This window comes from Pantoea sp. CFCC18177, from assembly GCF_059412425.1.
In genome coordinates this window covers 259,851-279,947 of sequence record NZ_JBNBPL010000002.1, presented here as the reverse complement: position 1 = coordinate 279,947, position 20,097 = coordinate 259,851, and the positions used below count along the sequence as shown (strand labels likewise).

General features: G+C 55.1%; 19 protein-coding genes. 16 read left to right on the top strand and 3 right to left on the bottom strand.

The window, feature by feature from the left end:
* Window positions 1-18 precede the first annotated feature (18 nt).
* Entirely contained in the window at window positions 19-1,482 is a 1,464-nt protein-coding gene (gene bepA / locus ACPUC8_RS03420; RefSeq protein ID WP_039329792.1) for a beta-barrel assembly-enhancing protease, read from the bottom strand.
* A gap of 617 nt (window positions 1,483-2,099) precedes the next feature.
* Between bepA and ACPUC8_RS03415 the strand changes: the two genes are divergently transcribed.
* From ACPUC8_RS03415 to ACPUC8_RS03370, 10 genes are all read left to right on the top strand, one after another.
* Window positions 2,100-2,705, top strand: coding sequence for a DsrE family protein (locus ACPUC8_RS03415; protein WP_039329789.1), 606 nt, complete (start codon window positions 2,100-2,102; stop codon window positions 2,703-2,705).
* 34 nt (window positions 2,706-2,739) lie between these two features.
* The gene (locus tag ACPUC8_RS03410) at window positions 2,740-3,348 is read left to right on the top strand and encodes a DsrE family protein (protein WP_039329787.1); all 609 of its coding nucleotides are present in this window, start codon (window positions 2,740-2,742) and stop codon (window positions 3,346-3,348) included.
* A 126-nt stretch (window positions 3,349-3,474) separates the two neighbouring features.
* Window positions 3,475-4,497, top strand: coding sequence for a substrate-binding domain-containing protein (locus ACPUC8_RS03405; protein ID WP_039329785.1), 1,023 nt, complete (start codon window positions 3,475-3,477; stop codon window positions 4,495-4,497).
* Window positions 4,487-5,509 (top strand): ABC transporter substrate-binding protein, encoded by a 1,023-nt coding sequence (locus ACPUC8_RS03400; RefSeq protein WP_039329783.1) that lies wholly within the window; start codon window positions 4,487-4,489, stop codon window positions 5,507-5,509. Before ACPUC8_RS03405 ends, ACPUC8_RS03400 begins: the two co-directional genes overlap by 11 nt.
* Window positions 5,510-5,511: 2 nt before the next feature.
* Window positions 5,512-6,369: an ABC transporter permease gene (locus tag ACPUC8_RS03395; RefSeq protein WP_039329780.1), complete on the top strand. Its 858-nt coding sequence runs from the start codon at window positions 5,512-5,514 to the stop codon at window positions 6,367-6,369.
* The gene (locus tag ACPUC8_RS03390; protein ID WP_200578165.1) at window positions 6,366-7,178 is read left to right on the top strand and encodes an ABC transporter permease; all 813 of its coding nucleotides are present in this window, start codon (window positions 6,366-6,368) and stop codon (window positions 7,176-7,178) included. The genes ACPUC8_RS03395 and ACPUC8_RS03390 overlap by 4 nt, the downstream gene beginning before the upstream one ends.
* The gene (locus ACPUC8_RS03385; protein WP_039329776.1) at window positions 7,175-8,164 is read left to right on the top strand and encodes an ABC transporter ATP-binding protein; all 990 of its coding nucleotides are present in this window, start codon (window positions 7,175-7,177) and stop codon (window positions 8,162-8,164) included. The genes ACPUC8_RS03390 and ACPUC8_RS03385 overlap by 4 nt, the downstream gene beginning before the upstream one ends.
* A gap of 11 nt (window positions 8,165-8,175) precedes the next feature.
* Window positions 8,176-9,006, top strand: coding sequence for a phosphodiesterase (locus ACPUC8_RS03380; protein ID WP_039329775.1), 831 nt, complete (start codon window positions 8,176-8,178; stop codon window positions 9,004-9,006).
* 165 nt (window positions 9,007-9,171) lie between these two features.
* Window positions 9,172-10,764, top strand: coding sequence for a sensor domain-containing diguanylate cyclase (locus ACPUC8_RS03375; RefSeq protein ID WP_039329773.1), 1,593 nt, complete (start codon window positions 9,172-9,174; stop codon window positions 10,762-10,764).
* Window positions 10,765-10,970: 206 nt separating this feature from the next.
* Window positions 10,971-12,038, top strand: a complete 1,068-nt coding sequence (locus ACPUC8_RS03370; RefSeq protein WP_039329771.1) for an AI-2E family transporter — start codon at window positions 10,971-10,973, stop codon at window positions 12,036-12,038.
* 34 nt (window positions 12,039-12,072) lie between these two features.
* Here the strand turns inward: ACPUC8_RS03370 and bcp are convergent, their stop codons facing one another.
* The gene (gene bcp, locus ACPUC8_RS03365) at window positions 12,073-12,540 is read right to left on the bottom strand and encodes a thioredoxin-dependent thiol peroxidase (protein WP_039329769.1); all 468 of its coding nucleotides are present in this window, start codon (window positions 12,538-12,540) and stop codon (window positions 12,073-12,075) included.
* A 107-nt stretch (window positions 12,541-12,647) separates the two neighbouring features.
* The gene (locus tag ACPUC8_RS03360) at window positions 12,648-13,247 is read right to left on the bottom strand and encodes a glycine cleavage system transcriptional repressor (RefSeq protein WP_418903642.1); all 600 of its coding nucleotides are present in this window, start codon (window positions 13,245-13,247) and stop codon (window positions 12,648-12,650) included.
* Between the two features lie 110 nt (window positions 13,248-13,357).
* On the opposite strand from ACPUC8_RS03360, the gene dapA reads away from it, so the two are divergent.
* The 6 genes from dapA (at window position 13,358) to ypfH (ending at window position 20,056) form a co-directional block, all read left to right on the top strand.
* The gene (dapA, locus tag ACPUC8_RS03355; RefSeq protein WP_039329765.1) at window positions 13,358-14,236 is read left to right on the top strand and encodes a 4-hydroxy-tetrahydrodipicolinate synthase; all 879 of its coding nucleotides are present in this window, start codon (window positions 13,358-13,360) and stop codon (window positions 14,234-14,236) included.
* A gap of 14 nt (window positions 14,237-14,250) precedes the next feature.
* Entirely contained in the window at window positions 14,251-15,282 is a 1,032-nt protein-coding gene (gene bamC / locus ACPUC8_RS03350; protein ID WP_039329763.1) for an outer membrane protein assembly factor BamC, read from the top strand.
* A 265-nt stretch (window positions 15,283-15,547) separates the two neighbouring features.
* A complete protein-coding gene (purC, locus tag ACPUC8_RS03345) occupies window positions 15,548-16,261 on the top strand; it encodes a phosphoribosylaminoimidazolesuccinocarboxamide synthase (protein ID WP_034825771.1) in 714 nt (237 codons plus the stop codon).
* 189 nt (window positions 16,262-16,450) lie between these two features.
* Window positions 16,451-17,320 carry a KPN_02809 family neutral zinc metallopeptidase gene (gene ypfJ, locus ACPUC8_RS03340; RefSeq protein WP_039329762.1) on the top strand — a complete coding sequence of 290 codons (870 nt, stop codon included), beginning with the start codon at window positions 16,451-16,453 and terminating at the stop codon, window positions 17,318-17,320.
* Entirely contained in the window at window positions 17,320-19,287 is a 1,968-nt protein-coding gene (locus ACPUC8_RS03335) for a tRNA(Met) cytidine acetyltransferase TmcA (protein ID WP_494925575.1), read from the top strand. The genes ypfJ and ACPUC8_RS03335 overlap by 1 nt, the downstream gene beginning before the upstream one ends.
* 73 nt (window positions 19,288-19,360) lie before the next feature.
* On the top strand, window positions 19,361-20,056 hold the full coding sequence (gene ypfH, locus ACPUC8_RS03330) for an esterase (RefSeq protein ID WP_039329758.1): 696 nt from the start codon (window positions 19,361-19,363) through the stop codon (window positions 20,054-20,056).
* The last annotated feature ends 41 nt before the right edge of the window (window positions 20,057-20,097 follow it).

The window sequence follows — 20,097 nt, the reverse complement described above, 5'->3', positions numbered from 1 at the left end:
TTGATGGTGACCGCCAGATCATCCCTTCTGATACTGACGGAACCGTTTTTGCAGCTCGCGGAACTGATCAATACGCGCATCGTAACGTGCCTGTTTCAGGCTGCCGAGTGGCACCTGCGCACTGGCGCTGCTTAAGGTGGTAATCGCCTGGTCGAGTTGACCATTCAGCGCCAGACCTTCAGCGCGAGCGGAGAGTTCTTCATCACGCAGCCCCTGAGCAGCCGAAGCTTGTGCCAGCAAGTCCCAGGCGTTGACGTCATCCGGGTGCGCGAAGGTATAGCGGTTCAAAATACGGCTGGCGTTGGCCGGTTGTTTCGCCTCGACATACGCGTTGGCGAGGTTGAGTTGCAGTACCGGATTGGTGCTGCTGCCTTTGGCGCTGGTCAGCATACTGATCGCTTGCTGCGGTTGATTCAAGCCAATATCGATATCCGTCATGATATCCAAAAACCAAATGTTATCCGGCTGTTTAGCCAGCATCGGAGCGATGATCTTCTTCGCGCTGTCGAAGCTTTTCGCCTGTAAAAACTGGACGGCTTTGCCGTATTGCGAGGCCATCTGTTCACGTGAGTTGCCTTTGGCGTACTCATTGAGCAGATCGTCGGTGAGCTGGTTACGTCCCGTGGCGTACATGCCGAGTGAACGCACTTTCGCCATATAGAAGCCTTCGGACGACTGCACCACCACCGGACGCATCTGGTTGGCACGGTTGCGCGCATCCGCCAGACGACTGTCGGGTAACGGGTGCGTCAGTAAAATTTCCGGCGGCTTGGAAGAGAAGCGGCTTTGATCGGCCAGTTTCTGCAAGAAGGCGGGCATGGCTTGCGGATCAAAGCCAGCACGTTGTAAGACCTGAATGCCGATGCGATCCGCTTCCTGCTCGTTGGATTGGGTAAAGCTGATCATCCCCTGTTGGGTACCGGCCAGTGTACCGGTCAGCGCCGCCATCCCGGCTTGTGGACTGGCGATCGCCAGCAGGATGGAACCCAGTGCACCTACCCACGTCAACGGCGCATTGCGCTTCTGTTCTTCCATCGCGCGGGCCAGATGGCGTTGGGTGACGTGGGAAATTTCGTGCGCCATTACCGATGCCAGCTGGCTTTCATTATCGGTATAGCGGAACAGCGAGGAATGTAGCACCACATTGCCGCCAAAAAAGGCAAAGGCGTTCAGTTCATCGTTTTGAATGAGGAAGAAGTGGAATGGCGTGCGAACGGAGTTAGCATGCGCCACTAAACGCTGTCCGAGTTCATTAATGTATTGATTCAACAGCGGATCGTTTATCAGTGGCGCACTGGCACGCAGTTGGCGCACGTAGAAATCGCCAATTTGCAGTTCCTGATTTATCGACAGCGTTGAACCTGCGGTGGTGCCCATATCGGGCAGGTTATCACTCACATCAGCGCGAACCGAGAGCGCGGGTGTCAGCAGCAGCGTAGGAATAAGGGCCGCCAGCACTGATTTCTTCAACCGGTTAAACATGCCTTGATCCTGTAAAAGTCACCCGTAGTTGGACAGGTAAGTCGTTCAAATGTTCTGCGCATGCTTTCCTTTGGCGCAGCGAGTCTATCTTAGCCAGTGCGGGATGGCACGCAAGGTGAAATCAATAAACCGATCAGCCAGAAATTACAGCAAAAAATTGAATAGTTTTCAGCGACCGTATAAACGAATATTCAAGATAAAAGTTAAAGTTACGTAAAGTTGCTCAAAATAATTGAATTTGGCATGAACTTTTCCAGGTTTACTCTGAAAAACAGGCGGTCATCTTCGAGACTGGCCTGATTTATCCATCAGTGATTTTAATTGTGCTGATTTAGCATTCAGCGAAAATTTTAGTTAAGTGTGGTCTGGTTTTTGATATTCGATAACTGACTCAACGCTCGCAAATTAAATAATAAAGCAGCCATTTATTTTTTAAGCGCCAATTCAACCTCAATCAAAAGCCTTATTCAATTAGCCTGACTCATTATTTTTCCTGCAACGAAAACCCCGGACGCCCGAAAGTACAGGCGTTTTGCCATGCTCACGCTGTGGTATAGATAACGTACTTTGTTCAAACGGACTGTGAAGTTAAGCGCAGTGCATGCCGGAGAGTTTCTATGCGTTCTGTTGTCTCCTACGCCTTGATAGCGATTGTGGGTGGGGTTGTCGGTGCCACCGTGACAAAAAGTGATGATATTTATCAGCGTGTGGCTAGCCATTTTTCTGCCGAGCCGACCGATCCCGACGGTTTTTGGAGCACCCCAGCCGTTGAGGGATACGGCAAGATCCATTACGAACCCGATGCCGCGTTTAAACCGGTGGTGGGGTTAAGCAATAAAGTGGTGTTTCAAATCACCAAAAGCGAAGGGGATATGAAGCGTCCTAATCTGGGGTTAGAGCGCGTTGCGCGCGTGGTGAATCTCTATATCGCTTCAGGCGTTCCCGCCGATCAGTTGCACTTTGTGGTGTCCGTAACGGGGGATGCAACGCCCGCCATGCTGGACAATGCCCACTTCCAGCAGTTTTACAAAGTCGATAACCCGAATCTGGCGTTGATCAGTGAGATGAATAAGCTGGGGGTGAAAGTGTCAGTGTGCGATCAGTCGGTGGCATTCCACCACTTCCCGAAAGAGTGGATCGATCAATCGGTCATTCATGCATTGTCCAGCCCGACCACCGTGTCGACGCTGGAAAATCAGGGCTATGCCTTCCTGCAAATGTAATTGGGCTTCCAGTCTTTTATCGAGGAGAAGTGAAATGCGTCCAGCGTCCTATATTGTTATCGCTGCACTGGCAGGCTTCGTGGGCGGTAATGTGTTACAGCTTCCAGAGCTGGTGGATAAGGTCAGCAGCAAATTCGCTGACAATAAGTCCGAACCGGCTGATTTCTGGAGCACACCGGCTATTGCAGGCTATGGCAAAATTCATTTTGTGAACACGCCAGATTACAACCCGGCTAACACACCGGGCCTGAGCAACAAGATCGTATTCCAAATCAATCGCACCGAAGGCGATGTGCGCCAGCCCAATCTTGGACTGGAGCGCGTGGCGCGGGTGACCAACCTCTACTACGCAGCCGGTGTGCCGCTCAATCAACTGAACTTTGTGGTGTCGATCAACAGTGATGCCGTTCCTGCGGCACTGAATAACGAGCAGTTCCGCAAAGCCTACGGCACGGACAACCCGAATCTGAAGTTGATCGATGAGTTGAAGCAGGCGGGGGTGAAAGTCACCATTTGCGATCAGTCGGTGGCGTTCCACCAGTTGCAACGCGAGTGGATTGACACCCGTGTCACGCACACGCTCTCCAGCGGCACCACCGTGGCCTCTCTGCAAAACGAAGGGTATGCCTTCCTGATGTTGTAATTCTCTCCTGACAGCAGTTTGCGCTGCTGTCATCTTTCCGTCATCTCCCCGCGATGTTGTTGTCACAGTTCGCCGCTACTTTAAGCGCCAATGAGATCGATCTCATTGGCAATTCACGAGGCGAACATGTCCGATTTAATCAGTGTGGCAAAGCTGGCTGGCGTATCCCGCGCTACTGCCGCGCGCGCATTCTCTGATCCTCATCTGCTGCGACCAGACACGCTGGAAAAAGTGCTGGCGGCATCAGAGCAACTCGGTTTTCGCCCCAATCACATTGCCCGTCAATTACGCACGCAAAGCTCCACCACGCTGGGTGTGCTGCTGCCGTCACTGCTGAATCCGATTTTCTCCCGCCAGTTGCAGGCGATGGAGCGCCAGGCACGCGCCGCCGGTTACGGTTTGCTGGTCGCCACCAGTGATTATCAGCCCGAACGCGAGGCGGCGATTGTTGAACATATGCTACGTCAGCGTGTGGCCGGTTTAGTGCTAACCGTGGCGGACGCCGATAACAGCGCCGTGTTGAATACGCTGCACGAAGCCAGCATGCCGTTTGTGCTGGCGCATAACGTGCCGCAGCAAAGTCACTGGCCAGCCATTTGCGTCGACAACCGCCAGGCGATGGAGGAGGCCACACAGCATCTGCTGGCGCTCGGCCATCGTCATATCGGCATGGTCGCGGGGCCGATGCTGCAATCAGACCGTGCGCGCCTGCGCTATCAAGGCTACTGCGATGCGATGCACCGTGCCGGGCTGCATGCGCTGCCCGTGATTGAAATGACCAGCCACACCCACTCAGATTTTACGCTGCTGCAACCGCAGTTGCAGGGCGCTGCGCCGCTGACGGCGGTGATTTGTACTAACGATTTGCTCGCCATCAGCCTGATTGGGGCGGCGGCACGTGCAGGTTTGCGCGTCCCGCAACAGCTTTCGGTGATGGGCTTCGATGGCATCGATATTGGCGAGCAGATTGCGCCGTCACTGGCCAGCGTCACTCAGCCAGCCGACATGCTCGGTGCCTGTGCGATAGACATGCTGTTACAACAGGCCAGCCGCGGCACCCGCGTACTGGCACATCGGTTGCGGGTTGGCGAAAGCATTGCTGCACCTGCCACCACTTTAACCACACCAGGGAACCACCATGACCTTTAATAAAAAAGTGAAAATTTTGACAGGCGCGATCGTGCTGACCGCCGGTTCGCTGTTCAGCATGATGACGCAGGCCGCTGAAACGGCGATCTGTTACAACTGCCCGCCCGAGTGGGCTGACTGGGGCACACAGCTTAAAGCCATTGCCAGAGACACCGGCATCACCGTGCCACAAGACAACAAAAACTCCGGCCAGGCGCTGGCGCAAATGGTGGCGGAGAAAGGCAATCCAGTGGCAGATGTGGTGTATTACGGCGTCAGTTTCGGCATCCAGGCGGACAGCGCCGGCGTCATCACCGGCTATAAACCCCAACACTGGGATGAGATCCCAGCCGGAATGAAAGATCCCAATGGTAAATGGGTCGCGCTGCACTCAGGCACCATGGGCTTTATGGTGAACGTGGATGCATTGAATGGCGCGCCTGTGCCGCAGTCTTGGGATGACCTGCTGAAGCCCGAATACAAAGGAATGATCGGCTACCTCGATCCGGCCAGTGCCTTTGTCGGTTACGTGGCAGCGGTGGCCGTTAACCAGGCGAAAGGCGGTAACATGCAAGACTTTACCCCCGCGCTGAACTGGTTCAAGAAACTGCAAGCTAACCAGCCGATCGTACCGAAACAGACTGCCTATGCGCGTCTGATCTCCGGCGAAATCCCGATTCTGCTCGACTACGATTTCAACGCCTATCGCGCCAAGTATAAGGACCATGCCAACGTGGCCTTTGTTATCCCGAAAGAGGGCACCGTCACCGTGCCTTACGTGATCAGCCTGGTGAAGAACGCGCCGCATGAAGCCAACGGTAAAAAAGTCATCGACTATGTGCTGTCTGACAAAGGCCAGGCCATTTGGGCCAACGCCTTCCTGCGCCCGGTGCGTACTTCAGCCATGTCACCCGAAGCGAAGAAGTTCTTCCTGCCAGATAGCGATTATGCGCGTGCTCAAACCGTTGATTATCAGCAGATGGCCGATGCGCAGAAAGCCTTCTCTGCTAAGTACCTGAGCGAGATTCACTGATTATGTCGATCTCCGACAACCTGGCGGTTTCACGCCGCCAGGTTCGTGCTTTGCCGGGCAGCCGCTGGTTATGGCTGACGCTGCCCGCGTTACTGTTCTTCTGCGCCTTCTGGTTGCTGCCGTTTGCGCGCCTGTTGCAAATGGGCATGCAGAACGATCGCAGCAGCGGTAACAGTGGTTACTGGACGGTGGTGAGCCAGCCAAATTACTTGTTCAGCCTGCTGAATACTGTGGTGCTGTCAGTGCTGGTCACGCTGGTGACGCTGGCGATTGCCGCCATCGTCGGCTGTTTTCTTGCGCGTCAGCGTTTTACCGGACGCGGCACCTTATTAGCGCTGCTGACCTTCCCACTGGCTTTTCCCGGTGTGGTAGTGGGTTTTCTGGTGGTGATGTTGGCGGGGCGCCAGGGCTTGCTGGCGCAAATCAGCATGAGCCTGGTGCAAGAGCGCTGGACGTTGGCCTACTCGCTCACCGGTTTGTTTATCGGTTATCTCTATTTCTCACTGCCGCGCGCCATCGTCACCCTGGTCGCTGCCAGTGAAAAGCTGGATCGTTCGCTGGAAGAGGCGGCACGTTCGCTCGGTGCCAGCCAGTGGCGTATCACCTGGGATGTGATTGTGCCCGGCCTGCAACCGGCGTTGCTCTCAACCGGGGCGCTTTGCTTCGCCACCAGTATGGGGGCCTTTGGCACCGCGTTTACCCTCGGCACCAATTTGGCGGTGTTGCCGCTAACGATCTACGGCGAATTTACTAACTACGCCAACTTTGCCACGGCGGCGGCGCTGTCGGTGGTGATGGGAGCAGTAGCGTGGCTGGCGCTGATGTTCGCACGCCGGTTGGCACACAAGGGGGCGGTATGAATCGTCGCGGATTATTTAGCCTGCAACTGCTGGTCACCACGCTGACAGCGCTGTTCATGATTGTGCCCGTGGTGTTGTCGATGCTGGCGGGCGTGACGAACAACTACTTTATTGGCCTGCGCAGCGGCTTGACCCTGAAATGGGTGGAACAGGTATGGGAAATGTATGCCGACACCTTTTGGCTGTCGCTGCTGATTGCGCTGTTCTGCCTGTTAGTGACGTTGGTGATTGGCGTACCTGCCGCGTGGGGCTTGCTGAAAGCGCCCGGACGCTGGGCGGCACGTATCGAAGAGTGCCTGATGTTGCCGGTCGCACTGCCGGGATTGGCCACCGCGCTCGGCATCATTCTGCTTTACGGTCAGTTCTCTGCGCTGCGTGATAGCTGGGTCTTCATTTTGATAGGGCACGTGCTGTTCACACTGCCCTTTATGATGCGCCCGGTGCTGGCGGTGATGCAGGCGGTGGATATGCCGCGTCTTGAAGAAGCCTCTGCCAGCCTTGGGGCCAGTCTCTGGCAGCGCTTCTTCACCGTAGTCGTACCCAACTGCCGCAACGGCATTTTGGCGGGGGCTTTTATGGTGATTACCTTGTCAGTGGGTGAATTCAACATCACCTGGATGCTGCACACGCCACTGACCAAAACCTTGCCGGTCGGGCTTGCTGACAGCTATGCCTCGATGCGACTGGAAGTGGGCTCTGCTTACACCCTGATTTTTATTCTGATGATTCTGCCGCTGTTGCTGATGCTCAATGCGGTCAATCACTGGCTTAACCGCGCGGTTTCGCGCCAAAACAAGGAGGCGGCATGAATCCTGCGGCCGTAACCGTGAAGCTGCGCAACTGCTCACGTCAATTCAATCATCAACTGGCCTTGCATCCGCTTGATTTAACGGTCAATCCCGGTGAAACCTTAGTGCTGCTCGGGCCTTCTGGCTGTGGCAAAACCACCACACTGCGCATCATTAGCGGACTTGAGCGCAGTGATGAAGGCGGGGAAGTGTGGTTCGATGATCGCAACGTCACCGCACTGCCGATTGAGAAACGCAATGTCGGCATGGTGTTCCAGAACTACGCGCTGTTTCCCAATCTCAACGTGGCGGAGAACGTGGCGTACGGCCTGAAAGTGCAGGGCGTGCCACGTGCCGAGCGTGAAGCGCGCGTGCAGGAGATGCTGGAATTGGTGGATCTCAGTGCCTTGTCGCAACGCAGTATCGACAAGCTTTCCGGTGGGCAAAAACAGCGTGTCGCTTTAGCTCGTGCGCTGGCGGCACGCCCGAAAGTTTTACTGTTTGATGAGCCACTGGCGGCGCTGGATGCGCGCCTGCGCGACCGTCTGCGCCTTGAAATCGGCTCTCTGCTCAAAAAGCTGGCGATCACCGCAGTTTACGTCACCCACGATCAGCAAGAGGCGATGGCACTCGGCGACCGCATCGCGGTAATGGAGCATGGCCGACTGGTGCAAATCGACACGCCGCAGAACATTTATCAGCATCCCGCGTCGAAATTTGTCGCCGATTTTGTGGGCGCAATTAACTGCGTGGATGTCGATACCCGTGGCAACCCGCAGCGCTTCTGTCGCCCGGAGGATGTGTTGTTGGCCGATGACAACCGCTATGCGCGCCAGGGCTTTATTTTGGCCAGCACCTTTTTAGGTGCATCACAGCGGCTAATGATCGATATCGGGCTGGCAACCCCCATTCAGGTTGATCGTCATGCACGTGAAGCCTGGCATGCCGGACAACCGGTGAGCTGGACGCTGGCGCAGGACGCCGCACTCCAATTTTCTGCATCCTGAGGAAGAGATTCGTGTTTGAAGCATTGACGCTGATTGCGCAAATTAGTGACTTACACATCAAAGCGAACGGTCGCCTATCGTATAAAAAAGTCGATACCCAGGCGGCATTGCTGCGGGTGATTGAGACATTAAATCATCTGACACCGCGCCCGGATAAAGTGGTGATTACCGGCGACTTAGTGGATTTTGGCACCGCCGAAGAGTACCAGACGCTGCGCGCGGCGCTGCGTCGGCTGCAGCTGCCCTTTATGCTCATGCCTGGCAACCACGACGATCGGCAGCAGTTACGTGCCGCGTTCCCGGATCACCACTACTTGCAGCACGGTGAAACGCTGAACTGGCAGGCGCGGGTGAAAGGCGTGCAGCTGCTGGCGCTGGATTCCAGCGTACCACAGCAGCCCTGGGGCTATGTGGATGAGGCGCAGTTAGATTGGCTGGACGATCAGTTATCGCGCGAACCTCAGCTACCGACACTGGTGATGCTGCATCATCCCCCTTTTGTTTCTGGCATTGGCCATATGGACAAGCAGCCGCTGCGTAATCCGGAGGCACTGGCAAACATCATTAGCCGCCATCCACAGGTTGAGCGCGTGCTGAGCGGCCATCTGCATCGCTCGGTGCAGGCGCGGTTCGCCGGAACATTAGCCTGTGTTGCACCTGGCGTATCGCATCAGGTGGCCTTTGATTTATCTGAAAATGGACCGGCCAACTTTGTGCTGGAACCCCCCGGATTCCTGCTGCATCGCTGGCACCCGCAACAGGGCATGACCACCCACCAGTGTGCGATTGGCGATTATCCTGGCCCCTGGCCATTTTATGACGCCAATGGGTTGATCGATTAGCACCGAGGTTTGCTGAATAATTACGCGTGTCTGACAGGATGGTTCGTGCTCAATTTGGTTTACAGGTGTACAATTGGCGGTTCCCTCACCAGGGGTAGCTAGTCCAACTATAACTATATTGTCAGGCACACGAATGATTAACCTATTCACCAGGGCGGCTGCGTCATGCTAACGCGCATCCGGCCGAAAACCGACCTGCGAACGCTGATCGCGTTGCTGGCGATCACCAGTATCGTCATCACTCTCGCCAATACGCTGTACGCCACCTGGCGTGTGCAGCGCATGGTCCTGATCGAAAGCACCCTCGAAGCTAACCGCGCGTACGCCACTAAGCTGGCCGCCACCACTGAGGTCTTCTTTCAGTTGGCGCAGTCTCAACTGCACTACAGCGCGACTCAGCTGGGCAAAGACTTTGATAATACGGCGCTGGCACAGCAGGAAGTGAATCGGTTACGTGAGCAGACCAACAGTTTTAACTCGGTCGCGGTGGTGGGAACGGACGGTATCGTGAAAGCGATTTCCCCTGAGTCTCTTATGCTAAAAGGCATGCAGCTCACCAGCCAGGCCTCGCGTGAGGCGCTGGCGCAGCGTCAGCCTATGGTCAGCAAACCCACGGTTTCGGCAGCCAACAACCTGATTGTGTTTGTTTCCTGGCCTATCTGGAGCAATGAAGGGCGTTACCTCGGCTATGTGGGCGGCACTATCTATCTGAAGAAGAAAAGCATCCTTAATGCGTTGCTTGGCGAGCAGTTCTATCGCGATGGCACGCATGTGTATGTCATGGACCGCAACAATCAGGTGCTGTATCACCAGAACAGTCAACTGATTGGTAAAACCGTGCCGGAGATCGTCAGCGAACGCGAACGTAAAGAGAGCACCAATGGCGAAGTGCAATTAACCGAAGATGACACGCCTAAGCTGGCGGGTTATGCCATTGTGCCGACCACTGGCTGGATGGTGGTGGCACTCAAGCCAACCGATGTCACGCTGCAACCGCTTTCTGGGCTGCTGCTGAAAGTGCTGAAAAACTCAGTGCCGTTTGCACTGCTGACCTTGCTGATGGCCGTGATTTTTGCCCGCCTGATTGCCCTGCCGCTGTGGCAACTGGCACGAAAAGCGAGCCAGATGGATACCCAAGGCGTTTCCAGTGAAATCGGCGGTATTCGTGCATGGTATTTCGAGGCTGCACAGGTCAAACGTGCGCTGCTGACCGGCATCGGCTTAGTGCAGGATAAAATTGGCCGTCTGAAGTCGGAAGTACAAACCGACCCGATGACCAGCCTGCTGAACCGCCGTGGACTCAGCGCGGTGCTCGACTATTTCGATACCATGCGTCAACCCTATGCCGTGTTGGCGTTGGATATCGACCACTTCAAACGCGTAAACGATAACTTTGGTCACGACGTGGGTGATGAAGTGATCAAGCAGGTGGCGCGTACACTGCGCCACAGCGCACGGCAAACTGACGTGGTGTGTCGAAACGGTGGCGAAGAGTTTTTGATGCTGCTGCCTGCTACATCCACCGAAGAAGCCCGCATGATCGCTGAGCGAGTGCGCACCAGTATTGCTGAGAGCTGGATTGACTATGTTGGCCACATCACGCTGTCTGTTGGGATCGCCCACTGGGATGTTGAAAATGGTACCCATGAGCAGAGCCTTAAACAGGCCGATGCAGCCCTGTATCAGGCGAAACATGCCGGACGTAACTGCGTGATGATTGCCGGCCAGGATGCGCTGGTCAGCAGCATTACGCACTGATTCACCCAGTCGCCATCAATGGCAAACTTATAATGGCCTGTGCGGCTTGTGTGGGTATTCGGTTTCACCTGGTCGTCATAAATGGTAACCCTACGTTGATATGCGTGGATTGCCTCTCGGTCAACTTTGGGTTGTAGGGTGCGCATTTATGCGCACCAGCTATTTCTGTACAATCGTCGACTTGTTTTTGGCACCAAGGAAGTGAAATGCTGGCTCTGCTTTATCAATGGTATAAACGTCGTTTTAGCGACCCGCAGGCGATAGGTCTGCTGGTCATTCTGCTAATGGCGTTCTGTATCCTGTTCTTCTTCAGTGGCTTGCTGGCCCCGTTGCTGGTGGCACTGGTCCTGGCTTACTTACTTGAATGGCCAACGGTACGCTTACAACGTCTGGGGTGCAGCCGCACCTGCGCAACCAGCGCGGTATTAATCGTGTTCGCCGGGATTTTGCTGGTGATGGTCCTCATCGTCGCCCCGGTCGCCTGGCAGCAGGGCATTAACTTGCTGCGCGACCTGCCTAATATGTTGAATAAGCTCTACGTCTATGCCGCAGGTCTGCCAAAGCGTTTCCCGGCCCTGGTGGATGCAGGCATCATCGACATCATCGTCGAGAACCTCCGCAGCCGCCTGACGGGGCTGGGTGAATCATTAGTGAAGTACTCACTGGCCTCGCTGGTGGGGTTGATGACGCTGATGATCTATCTGGTGCTGGTGCCGCTGATGGTGTTTTTCCTGCTCAAAGATAAAGAACAGATGCTCAATGCTGTGCGCCGTGTCTTGCCGCGCAATCGAGGCTTAGCTGGCGTGGTGTGGCAGGAGATGAATCAGCAGATCACCAACTATATTCGCGGCAAAGTGCTGGAGATGGTGGCGGTCGGATTTGTCACCTGGATTGCTTTCCTGGTGCTCGGTCTCAACTACGCGCTGTTGCTGGCGGTGCTGGTAGGCATTTCAGTGCTGATTCCCTACATCGGCGCCATGGTGGTGACTATCCCGGTGATCGGCGTGGGCCTGTTCCAGTGGGGCTTAGGCAGCGATTTCTGGACAATGTTTATCGTCTATCTGGTGGTACAAGCGCTGGACGGCAATGTGTTGGTGCCGATTCTGTTCTCGGAGGCCGTCAATCTTCATCCACTGATAATTATACTCTCGGTGGTGATTTTCGGCGGGATGTGGGGCTTTTGGGGTGTGTTCTTTGCCATTCCGCTGGCCACCCTGATTAAAGCAGTGGTGCGCGCCTGGCCGGAAACCTCGCTGGAGCAGCATCAGGCTTAAAAGAAACGGGTGCACATTGTGCACCCGTTTGCTATCAGGCGGACTTCAAATAATCCAACACGATGTCGTGGTGGTTTGACGTTTTGAAATCGTCGAAGACTTTCTCTACCTTGCCGTTGCCGTCAATCAGGAAGCTGATGCGGTGAATGCCGTCATAGGTTTTACCCATAAAGGTTTTTTCACCCCAAACGCCAAACTGCTCACACACTTGATGATCTTCATCGGATAGCAGTGTGAAATTCAGCACTTCTTTCTCAGCAAAGCGTGACAGTTTTTCAGGTTTGTCAGTGCTGATACCCAGCACTTCCACACCCACGGTTTTCAACTGATCCATGTTGTCGCGCAGACCACAGGCCTGTACGGTGCAACCCGGCGTCATGGCTTTCGGATAGAAGTAGACCAGAACGCGCTGTCCCTGGAAGTCGGCCAAATTTACTTGTTCGCCGTCCTGATCGGGCAAGCTAAATTTCGGTGCGGTATCACCGGCTTTCAGTGGATTCATCACAACTCTCCATTTTTTTCATGCTGTGGGTTTTACACCCTCTGGGTTATTTCACTACACGGTATGCCACGACGGCAGAGTGTGTGGAGAAATAACCCGGATTAAGATTATGCGGTGCTACTGGCATCGTCGGTGACACTATAAAGACGAATTGAGCCTTGTGCATGCAGTTCTTCACACAGTTTGTTGAAGGCTTGTTCAAACGGTGCGCTGGCATGGTTATCCGGACTGTGTGCGGTCATCTGCACGTAGAGCGTCGGCGGGATACCTTCCTGGGCGGGCTGGATACGAGAAACCAGTTCAGCGATGTTCATTTGATGTTTGTCGAACAGATCAGTGAAGCGCTCGATGATGTGGGGCGAATCCGGCACTTCTACCTGCACCCACACGGTAGCGGGCATGGGCGGAGTGACACGCGCGTTGGTTCGCTTCATCACGATCAGCAGTTCCAGCTCGGCACCTTTCATTGGCAGCGTTGATTCAATCAGGGTAATCGCGTTCCAGCTGCCAGAAAGCAGCATGATAAAGGTGAACTCATCACCGAGCATGGCCAGACGGCTGTCTTCGATATTACAACCGCAGCTGCTGACGTGGCGGGTGATGGTATTGACGATTCCCGGACGATCGACGCCCAAGGCGGTAATCACCAAATGGTGAGGCTGTGACTGCGACAAAATGGCATTTCCTGTACGTTCGCTAATAACCATAAGGTAAACATAAAAAAAACTGCTGACAAGCGCGGGAATGGCTTGGCTCACTTGCTTTTCTTTCGAGGTAAAACGTAACATGAGGCACTTGTTTGTCGAGGGGATAGCCCATGTTCACCGGAAGTATTGTTGCGCTCATTACGCCAATGAATGAAAAAGGCAATGTCTGCCGCGAGAGTTTGAAAAAACTGATTGATTATCATGTTGCCAGCGGTACCGCGGCAATTGTTTCTGTTGGTACCACCGGCGAGTCTGCCACCCTGAGCCATGACGAACATGGCGATGTGGTCATGCAAACTCTGGAATTGGCAGATGGTCGCATTCCGGTCATCGCGGGTACTGGTGCAAACGCCACTGCGGAAGGTATCTCCCTCACTAAGCGCTTCACAGGCACCGGTGTCGTGGGTTGTCTGACCGTAACGCCTTACTACAATCGTCCTACTCAGGAAGGTCTGTTCCAGCACTTCAAAGCGATTGCGGAAAGCACCGACCTGCCACAGATGCTGTATAACGTCCCTTCGCGTACTGGCTGCGATATGCTGCCTGAAACCGTTGCTCGTCTGGCCGAAATTAAAAATATTATCGGAATCAAAGAGGCCACCGGGAACTTATCGCGCATTTCTCAGATCCAAGAGCTGGTTAATGATGAGTTCGTTATTGTGAGCGGCGATGACGCCACGGCACTGGACTCAATGCAACTGGGCGGCAAAGGCGTCATTTCGGTCACGGCTAATATTGCAGCACGTGAAATGGTTGAACTCTGTGCCTTAGCGCAACAGGGGAAATTCGCCGAAGCGCGTCGCCTGAATCAGCGCCTGATGCATCTGCACCAGACGCTTTTCTGTGAACCGAATCCAATCCCAGTCAAATGGGCAGCGAAACAGCTAGGATTAATCGCAGATGACACGCTGCGCTTGCCGATGACGCCACTGACCGAAGCGGGTCAGGCGAAAACGGCTCAGGCGCTGATTAAAGCGGGTCTGCGATAAATTAGGGAGAATCAATGAGTTATTCAGTTAAGCGCTCGACGCTGGCAACCGTGGTGGGCTTGTCCACCCTGATGCTGCTAACAGCTTGTTCCAGCGATCAGCGTTATAAGCGCCAGGTCAGCGGTGATGAATCTTACCTGCAGGCGCCTGAACTGCATGATTTAAAAGCCCCAGCGGGCATGATTCTGCCGCTGCAGAATGGTGATTATGATGTGCCGCACACCGTCGCGAAGGGTGCTGTAGGTAAAGAGTTGGATATTCGTCCTCCTGCTCAACCACTGGCATTGCTGAACGGCACGCGTGCTCAGTTCACTGGCAATACTGGCGTGCTGGCGGTAGAGAGCAGCCGTGGTTCCATCTGGTCGCAGGTGGTTAACGTGGTGCAGTCTTACAAGTTCCCGATTGCGCAGCGTGATGATGCGGCGCAGCAGCTGACGACTGATTGGGTACAGTGGAATCGCGCGGATGAAGACAACCAGTATCGCGGACGCTATCAGATCAGCGTACAGAACCAGAGCTATCAGCAGGTGCTGACCGTTCGTCTGCTGGAACTGCAGCAGAATGGCCAGGCGGTGACATCACCAGCGCAGGTTCAGCGCTACACTGCTCAGATGCTGAACGACATCAGTACCGGTCTGGATAAAATCGATACCGCCAGCGCAGATGCCGCTGCGGGCCGCGCGACCGGACAGATTGATGTTCAGAGCGGCGCGGATGATACCGGTCTGCCAATGTTGGTGCTGCGTTCACCGTTTAACGTGACCTGGCAGCGTCTGCCAGCGGCACTGAAACGTATGGGCATGGAAGTGACTGATGACAACCGTTCACAGGGTAGTCTGAAAGTGACGTACAAGCAGCCGGGCAGCAGCGCGTTTGATGCGATTGGTGCGAAAGATCCAGAACTGCCAAACGGCGATTACAAATTGCAGGTGGGTGATTTGGATAACCGCAGCAGTCTGCAGTTCATCGATCCTAAGGGCCATGTGCTCACTCAGTCGCAGAATGATGCGCTAGTGGCTGTGTTCCAAGGGGCACTGAACAAATAAATTGCCAAAGGGCCGGAGATTTCCGGCCTTTTTGTTTTGGATTTGGCATAGATACAAATACTTCAAGCTACAGATGCGTTGGCTGCTCTCGTTCACCCGAATCACTGACTTGAGTAAGCTCATCGGGACTCTCTCTTTTGCCGCCTTCCTGTATATCGAATTATTTTGTGTATAATAGCGCCCGGCGAAGTAAACGATTGCGTCAGGCAGTCATCGCGCGGTGAAACACCGCTGAACGGGTTCTTTCATGTTTGGAGTTAACAAGATGCAAAAGCGAGCTGAGTTGTATCGCGGTAAAGCGAAAACCGTATACAGCACCGATAATCCGGATCTGCTGGTACTCGAATTCCGCAACGATACGTCAGCAGGAGACGGTGCACGAATCGAGCAGTTTGATCGTAAAGGAATGGTGAACAACAAGTTCAACCATTTCATCATGACCAAATTGCAGGAAGCGGGCATCCCGACCCAGATGGAAGCGCTGCTGTCGGATAACGAAGCGCTGGTGAAAAAGCTGGAGATGGTGCCGGTAGAGTGCGTGGTTCGTAACCGCGCGGCAGGATCGCTGGTGAAACGTCTGGGCGTGGAAGAGGGCATGCTGCTCAATCCACCGCTGTTTGATCTCTTCCTGAAAGATGACGCCAAACACGACCCGATGGTTAACGAATCTTATTGCGAGACATTTGGCTGGGTAAGCAAAGCCAATCTGGCCCGTATGCAGGAACTGACCTTTAAAGCCAATGACGTGCTGAGCAAACTGTTTGATGACGCGGGCTTAATCCTCGTCGATTTCAAACTGGAGTTCGGTTTATTCAACGGCGAAGTGACGCTGGGTGATGAGTTCTCACCAGACGGTGCACGTTTGTGGGACAAAGAGACCATGGACAAAATGGACAAAGACCGTTTCCGTCAGAGCCTCGGTGGCCTGATTGAAGCCTATGAAGAAGTGGCACATCGTCTGGGTGTGAAGCTGGATTAATGCTCATTGGTGCGCATAAAAGTGCACCCTACGAGATCGTGCCAGCCTGATATAGGGTCGTCATTTATGGCGACCTTTTCTTTTTTATCGCCTCCTTTCTCTCAATCTCGTCACGCTTGCGCCGCAACGCTGGTGATTAGCCATGCCGCAAACTAAAATCATGCAAAACCTCTTAAACAGGAGTAGGCCATGCGCTGGCAAGGTCGTCGTGAGAGCGACAATGTAGAAGATCGCCGCAATGATTCACCCGGATTGGGCGGCGGCGGTGGGCGGCAAATCCGCATCCCGCGTGGCAAGGGCGGTATCATCCTGTTAATTGTGGTGGCCGTGGCCGGTTATTATGGTTATGACCTCACGGCGCTGCTGGAGGGGGGCGCACCCGTCTCGCAACAGCAACAGCAGCGTCCGGTGAATTCAGCACAGGATAATGAAGATGCCAAATTCACCAAGGTGATGCTGGCCACCACGGAAGATACCTGGAGCACGCTGTTCCAGAAAATGGGCAAACAGTACGTGCCGCCAAAGCTGGTGATGTACCGTAACTACACCTCCACAAATTGCGGTACCGGCCAGTCCGCGATGGGGCCGTTTTACTGCCCGGCAGACCAAACCGTCTATATCGATCTCTCATTCTACGATGACATGAAAACTAAACTCGGGGCCGGCGGTGATTTCGCCCAAGGCTATGTGATCGCGCATGAGGTGGGCCATCACATCCAGAAATTACTCGGCATTGAAGCCAAAGTGCGTCAGCTGCAGCAGGGCGCCAGCCAGGTACAGGCTAACCAACTTTCGGTGAAAATGGAGCTACAGGCCGACTGTTTTGCTGGCGTGTGGGGCCACTACGTACAGCAGCAAAATATGTTGGAAGTGGGGGATTTGCAGAAAGCGCTCAATGCGGCTGAAGCGATAGGGGATGACCGCCTCCAACAGAAAAGCCAGGGCCGCGTGGTGCCAGACAGCTTCACACACGGCACGTCGCAGCAACGCTATACGTGGTTCAAACGCGGATTTGATAGCGGCAATCCGGGTGATTGCAACACCTTCGCGACCAACTGATGCGGTTGCCTACGATCACCGACGCCATGCAGCGTGCGGGGATAAGACGTCTGTGTGTGATTGCCGGTGAAGCGGAATGGGCCATGCAGCAGACGGCTGACTGGCGCGCCGCATTATCCGGTGACTGGTTAACGCTCAGTGACAGCCAGGATGTCCCGCAGCGCGTGGCGCCCGCCGCGTTGCGCACCTTGCTGGGACGTGAATTCCTGCACGCTATTTTTGATGCGCGTGAAGGTTTCCATGCCGAAGCCTTTGCCGCGCTGGCTGGGACATTGCGGGCAGGCAGTTGGCTCTTACTGCTCACCCCCCCGTGGCAATCCTGGGCAGCCGAACCTGACGCAGACAGCCTGCGCTGGGCGGATGTGGCAGAGCCTATTGCCACGCCAAATTTTACACGTCACCTTCAGCATCTGATCCTGCAGGACCCGCAGGTGATGGTGCTGCGTCAGCATCAGCCCATCCGCGAGCCCGCGAGCCTGACCTTACTCGACTGGCAATGCCAGGCCCCACAGCAACAGGCGCAAATTCTGCAACAGTTGTTAGCCCTGCCGCCGGGTGTTGCGGTGATTACTGCTGCGCGCGGACGTGGCAAATCAGCTCTGGCCGGAATGCTGGCACAGCAGCATCAACACTGTTTAGTGACTGCGCCCGCCAAAGTCTCGACCCAGGTATTGGCCGAATTTGCCGGGGAGCATTTTCACTTTATGGCACCGGATGCGATCCTGGCGGCAGAAGATCTGCCGCAGGCGGCGTGGCTAATTGTGGATGAAGCTGCTGCGATTCCTGCGCCCGTGCTGCATCAGTTGGTACAGCGTTTTCCACGCGTGCTGCTGACCACCACGGTGCAAGGCTATGAAGGCACCGGCCGCGGATTTATGTTGCGCTTTTGCGCCACATTGCCGCAGGTACGCTATTTTCAGCTCGATGAGCCGTTACGTTGGTCTGCGAGTGATCCGCTTGAGCAATGGCTGAGTCAGGCGCTGTTGTTTGAGGATGCGGCAGAACGCACAGTCGTGGGTGAAACGACTATTTTTTCCGCGACGCCGCAAAATGCATTCCGTTCTCTTGAAGAGGGGTATCGTCTGCTGGCGAGCGCCCACTATCGCACCTCTCCCTTGGATCTGCGGCGCATGCTTGATGCACCCGGCATGCGATTCTGGCTGGCAGGACAATCCGATAGTGTCGTGGCTGCCTTATGGCTGGTGGAGGAGGGAGGATTAGACCCGCAACTTGCCGAGGCAGTATGGGCGGGATTGCGACGCCCACGCGGCAACCTGGTGGCGCAGTCGATGGCCGCGCATGCCGGTTTTACCGAGGCGGCAACCTTGCGTTCGCAGCGTATCAGCCGGATTGCGGTACAGGCAGCGCAGCGGCAGCGGGGTATCGGTCAAGCACTGGTCGAAGCGGCGCAGCAGCAGGCGCAGGGATGTGATTTCCTCTCGGTTAGCTTTGGTTATACCGAGTCACTGTGGCAGTTCTGGCGCAGCTGTGGTTTTCGCCTGGTACGGATAGGATCGCAGCGGGAAGCCAGCAGTGGTTGCTATGCCGCGATGGCAATACGCGCTTTGACGCCAGCGGGAGCAGAATTGCAGCATCAGGCTGAACAACGTCTGCTGCGTGACTGGGTATGGCTTCGCGAGATGATTGAACTTCCCCTCACTTTGGGCGGTGGCGATCAACGATTAAGTGACGACGACTGGCCGCTACTGGCGGGGTTTGCCTGGGCACAGCGCCCGTTTGAGGCCAGCTATCCGACGTTGCAGCGTTTAGTGCGTGCTTTGCCGCGACCGCTTCTTCAGGCGATTTTGGTACAAAAACAAGCGCTGACTGCCGTGGCGCAGCAGGCGGGATTGAGTGGGCGTAAAGCCTTGGTGCAGCGGCTGCGTCAGGAGTCGGCAGAGGCGCTGATACTGCTGGATGCGCAGCGGGCTGAGCAGTGGCAACAGCGGCTCGCCTCATTGCAATAAATCCATTATCTCGTTCAAATTTTCCCAATATCACTTCAGCAGCAGCGGCGTATAGTGATTTGAGGAGGATCATATGGCACTACGATATGTAATTGTTCAGCAACCCACTCAGGCCGCGCAGCTGTTCCTGCTGTATCACGGCGTGAACGACAATCCTGATTCCATGGCGCAAATCGGTAACTGGTTCGCGCAGGCATTCCCGGAAGCGTTGGTGGTGGCCGTCGGCGCACCTTATCCTGCCAGCGCGCCACAGGGGCGCCAGTGGTATCTGGAGATTCCGGCGCATGACCGTTCTGAACAGCAGGGCGTTGATGCGGTGATGCCTACGTTTATCGAGTCGGTTCGTCACTGGCAGCAGGAAAGTGGCGTTCAGCCAGCAGCGACGGCGCTGGTTGGTTTTTCACAAGGCGGCACCATGGTGCTGGAAGGCATTAAAGCACAGCCTGACCTGGCGGGCAGAGCCATCGTGTTCAGCGGCCGCTATGCCACGCTGCCGGAGCGCGCCAGCTCGCGCAATACCCTGCATCTGATCCACGGTGATTACGATGAGCAAATCCCTTTGGCACATGCCGAAGCGGCAATGCAACGGCTGACGGCACTGGGTGGCGATGTGACGTTGGATGTGGTGGACGATTTACCGCATGCGATTGATGAACGCGGTATGCAATTAGCGTTGAATCATCTGCGTTATACCGTCCCACGTCGTTATTTCGACGAGGCGCTCAGCGGAGCCAAGCCCGGCGATGATGATGTGGTGATGATGCTATAAATGATGTGTACCAAACGGTAGCGGCGCGAAAATCGCGCCGC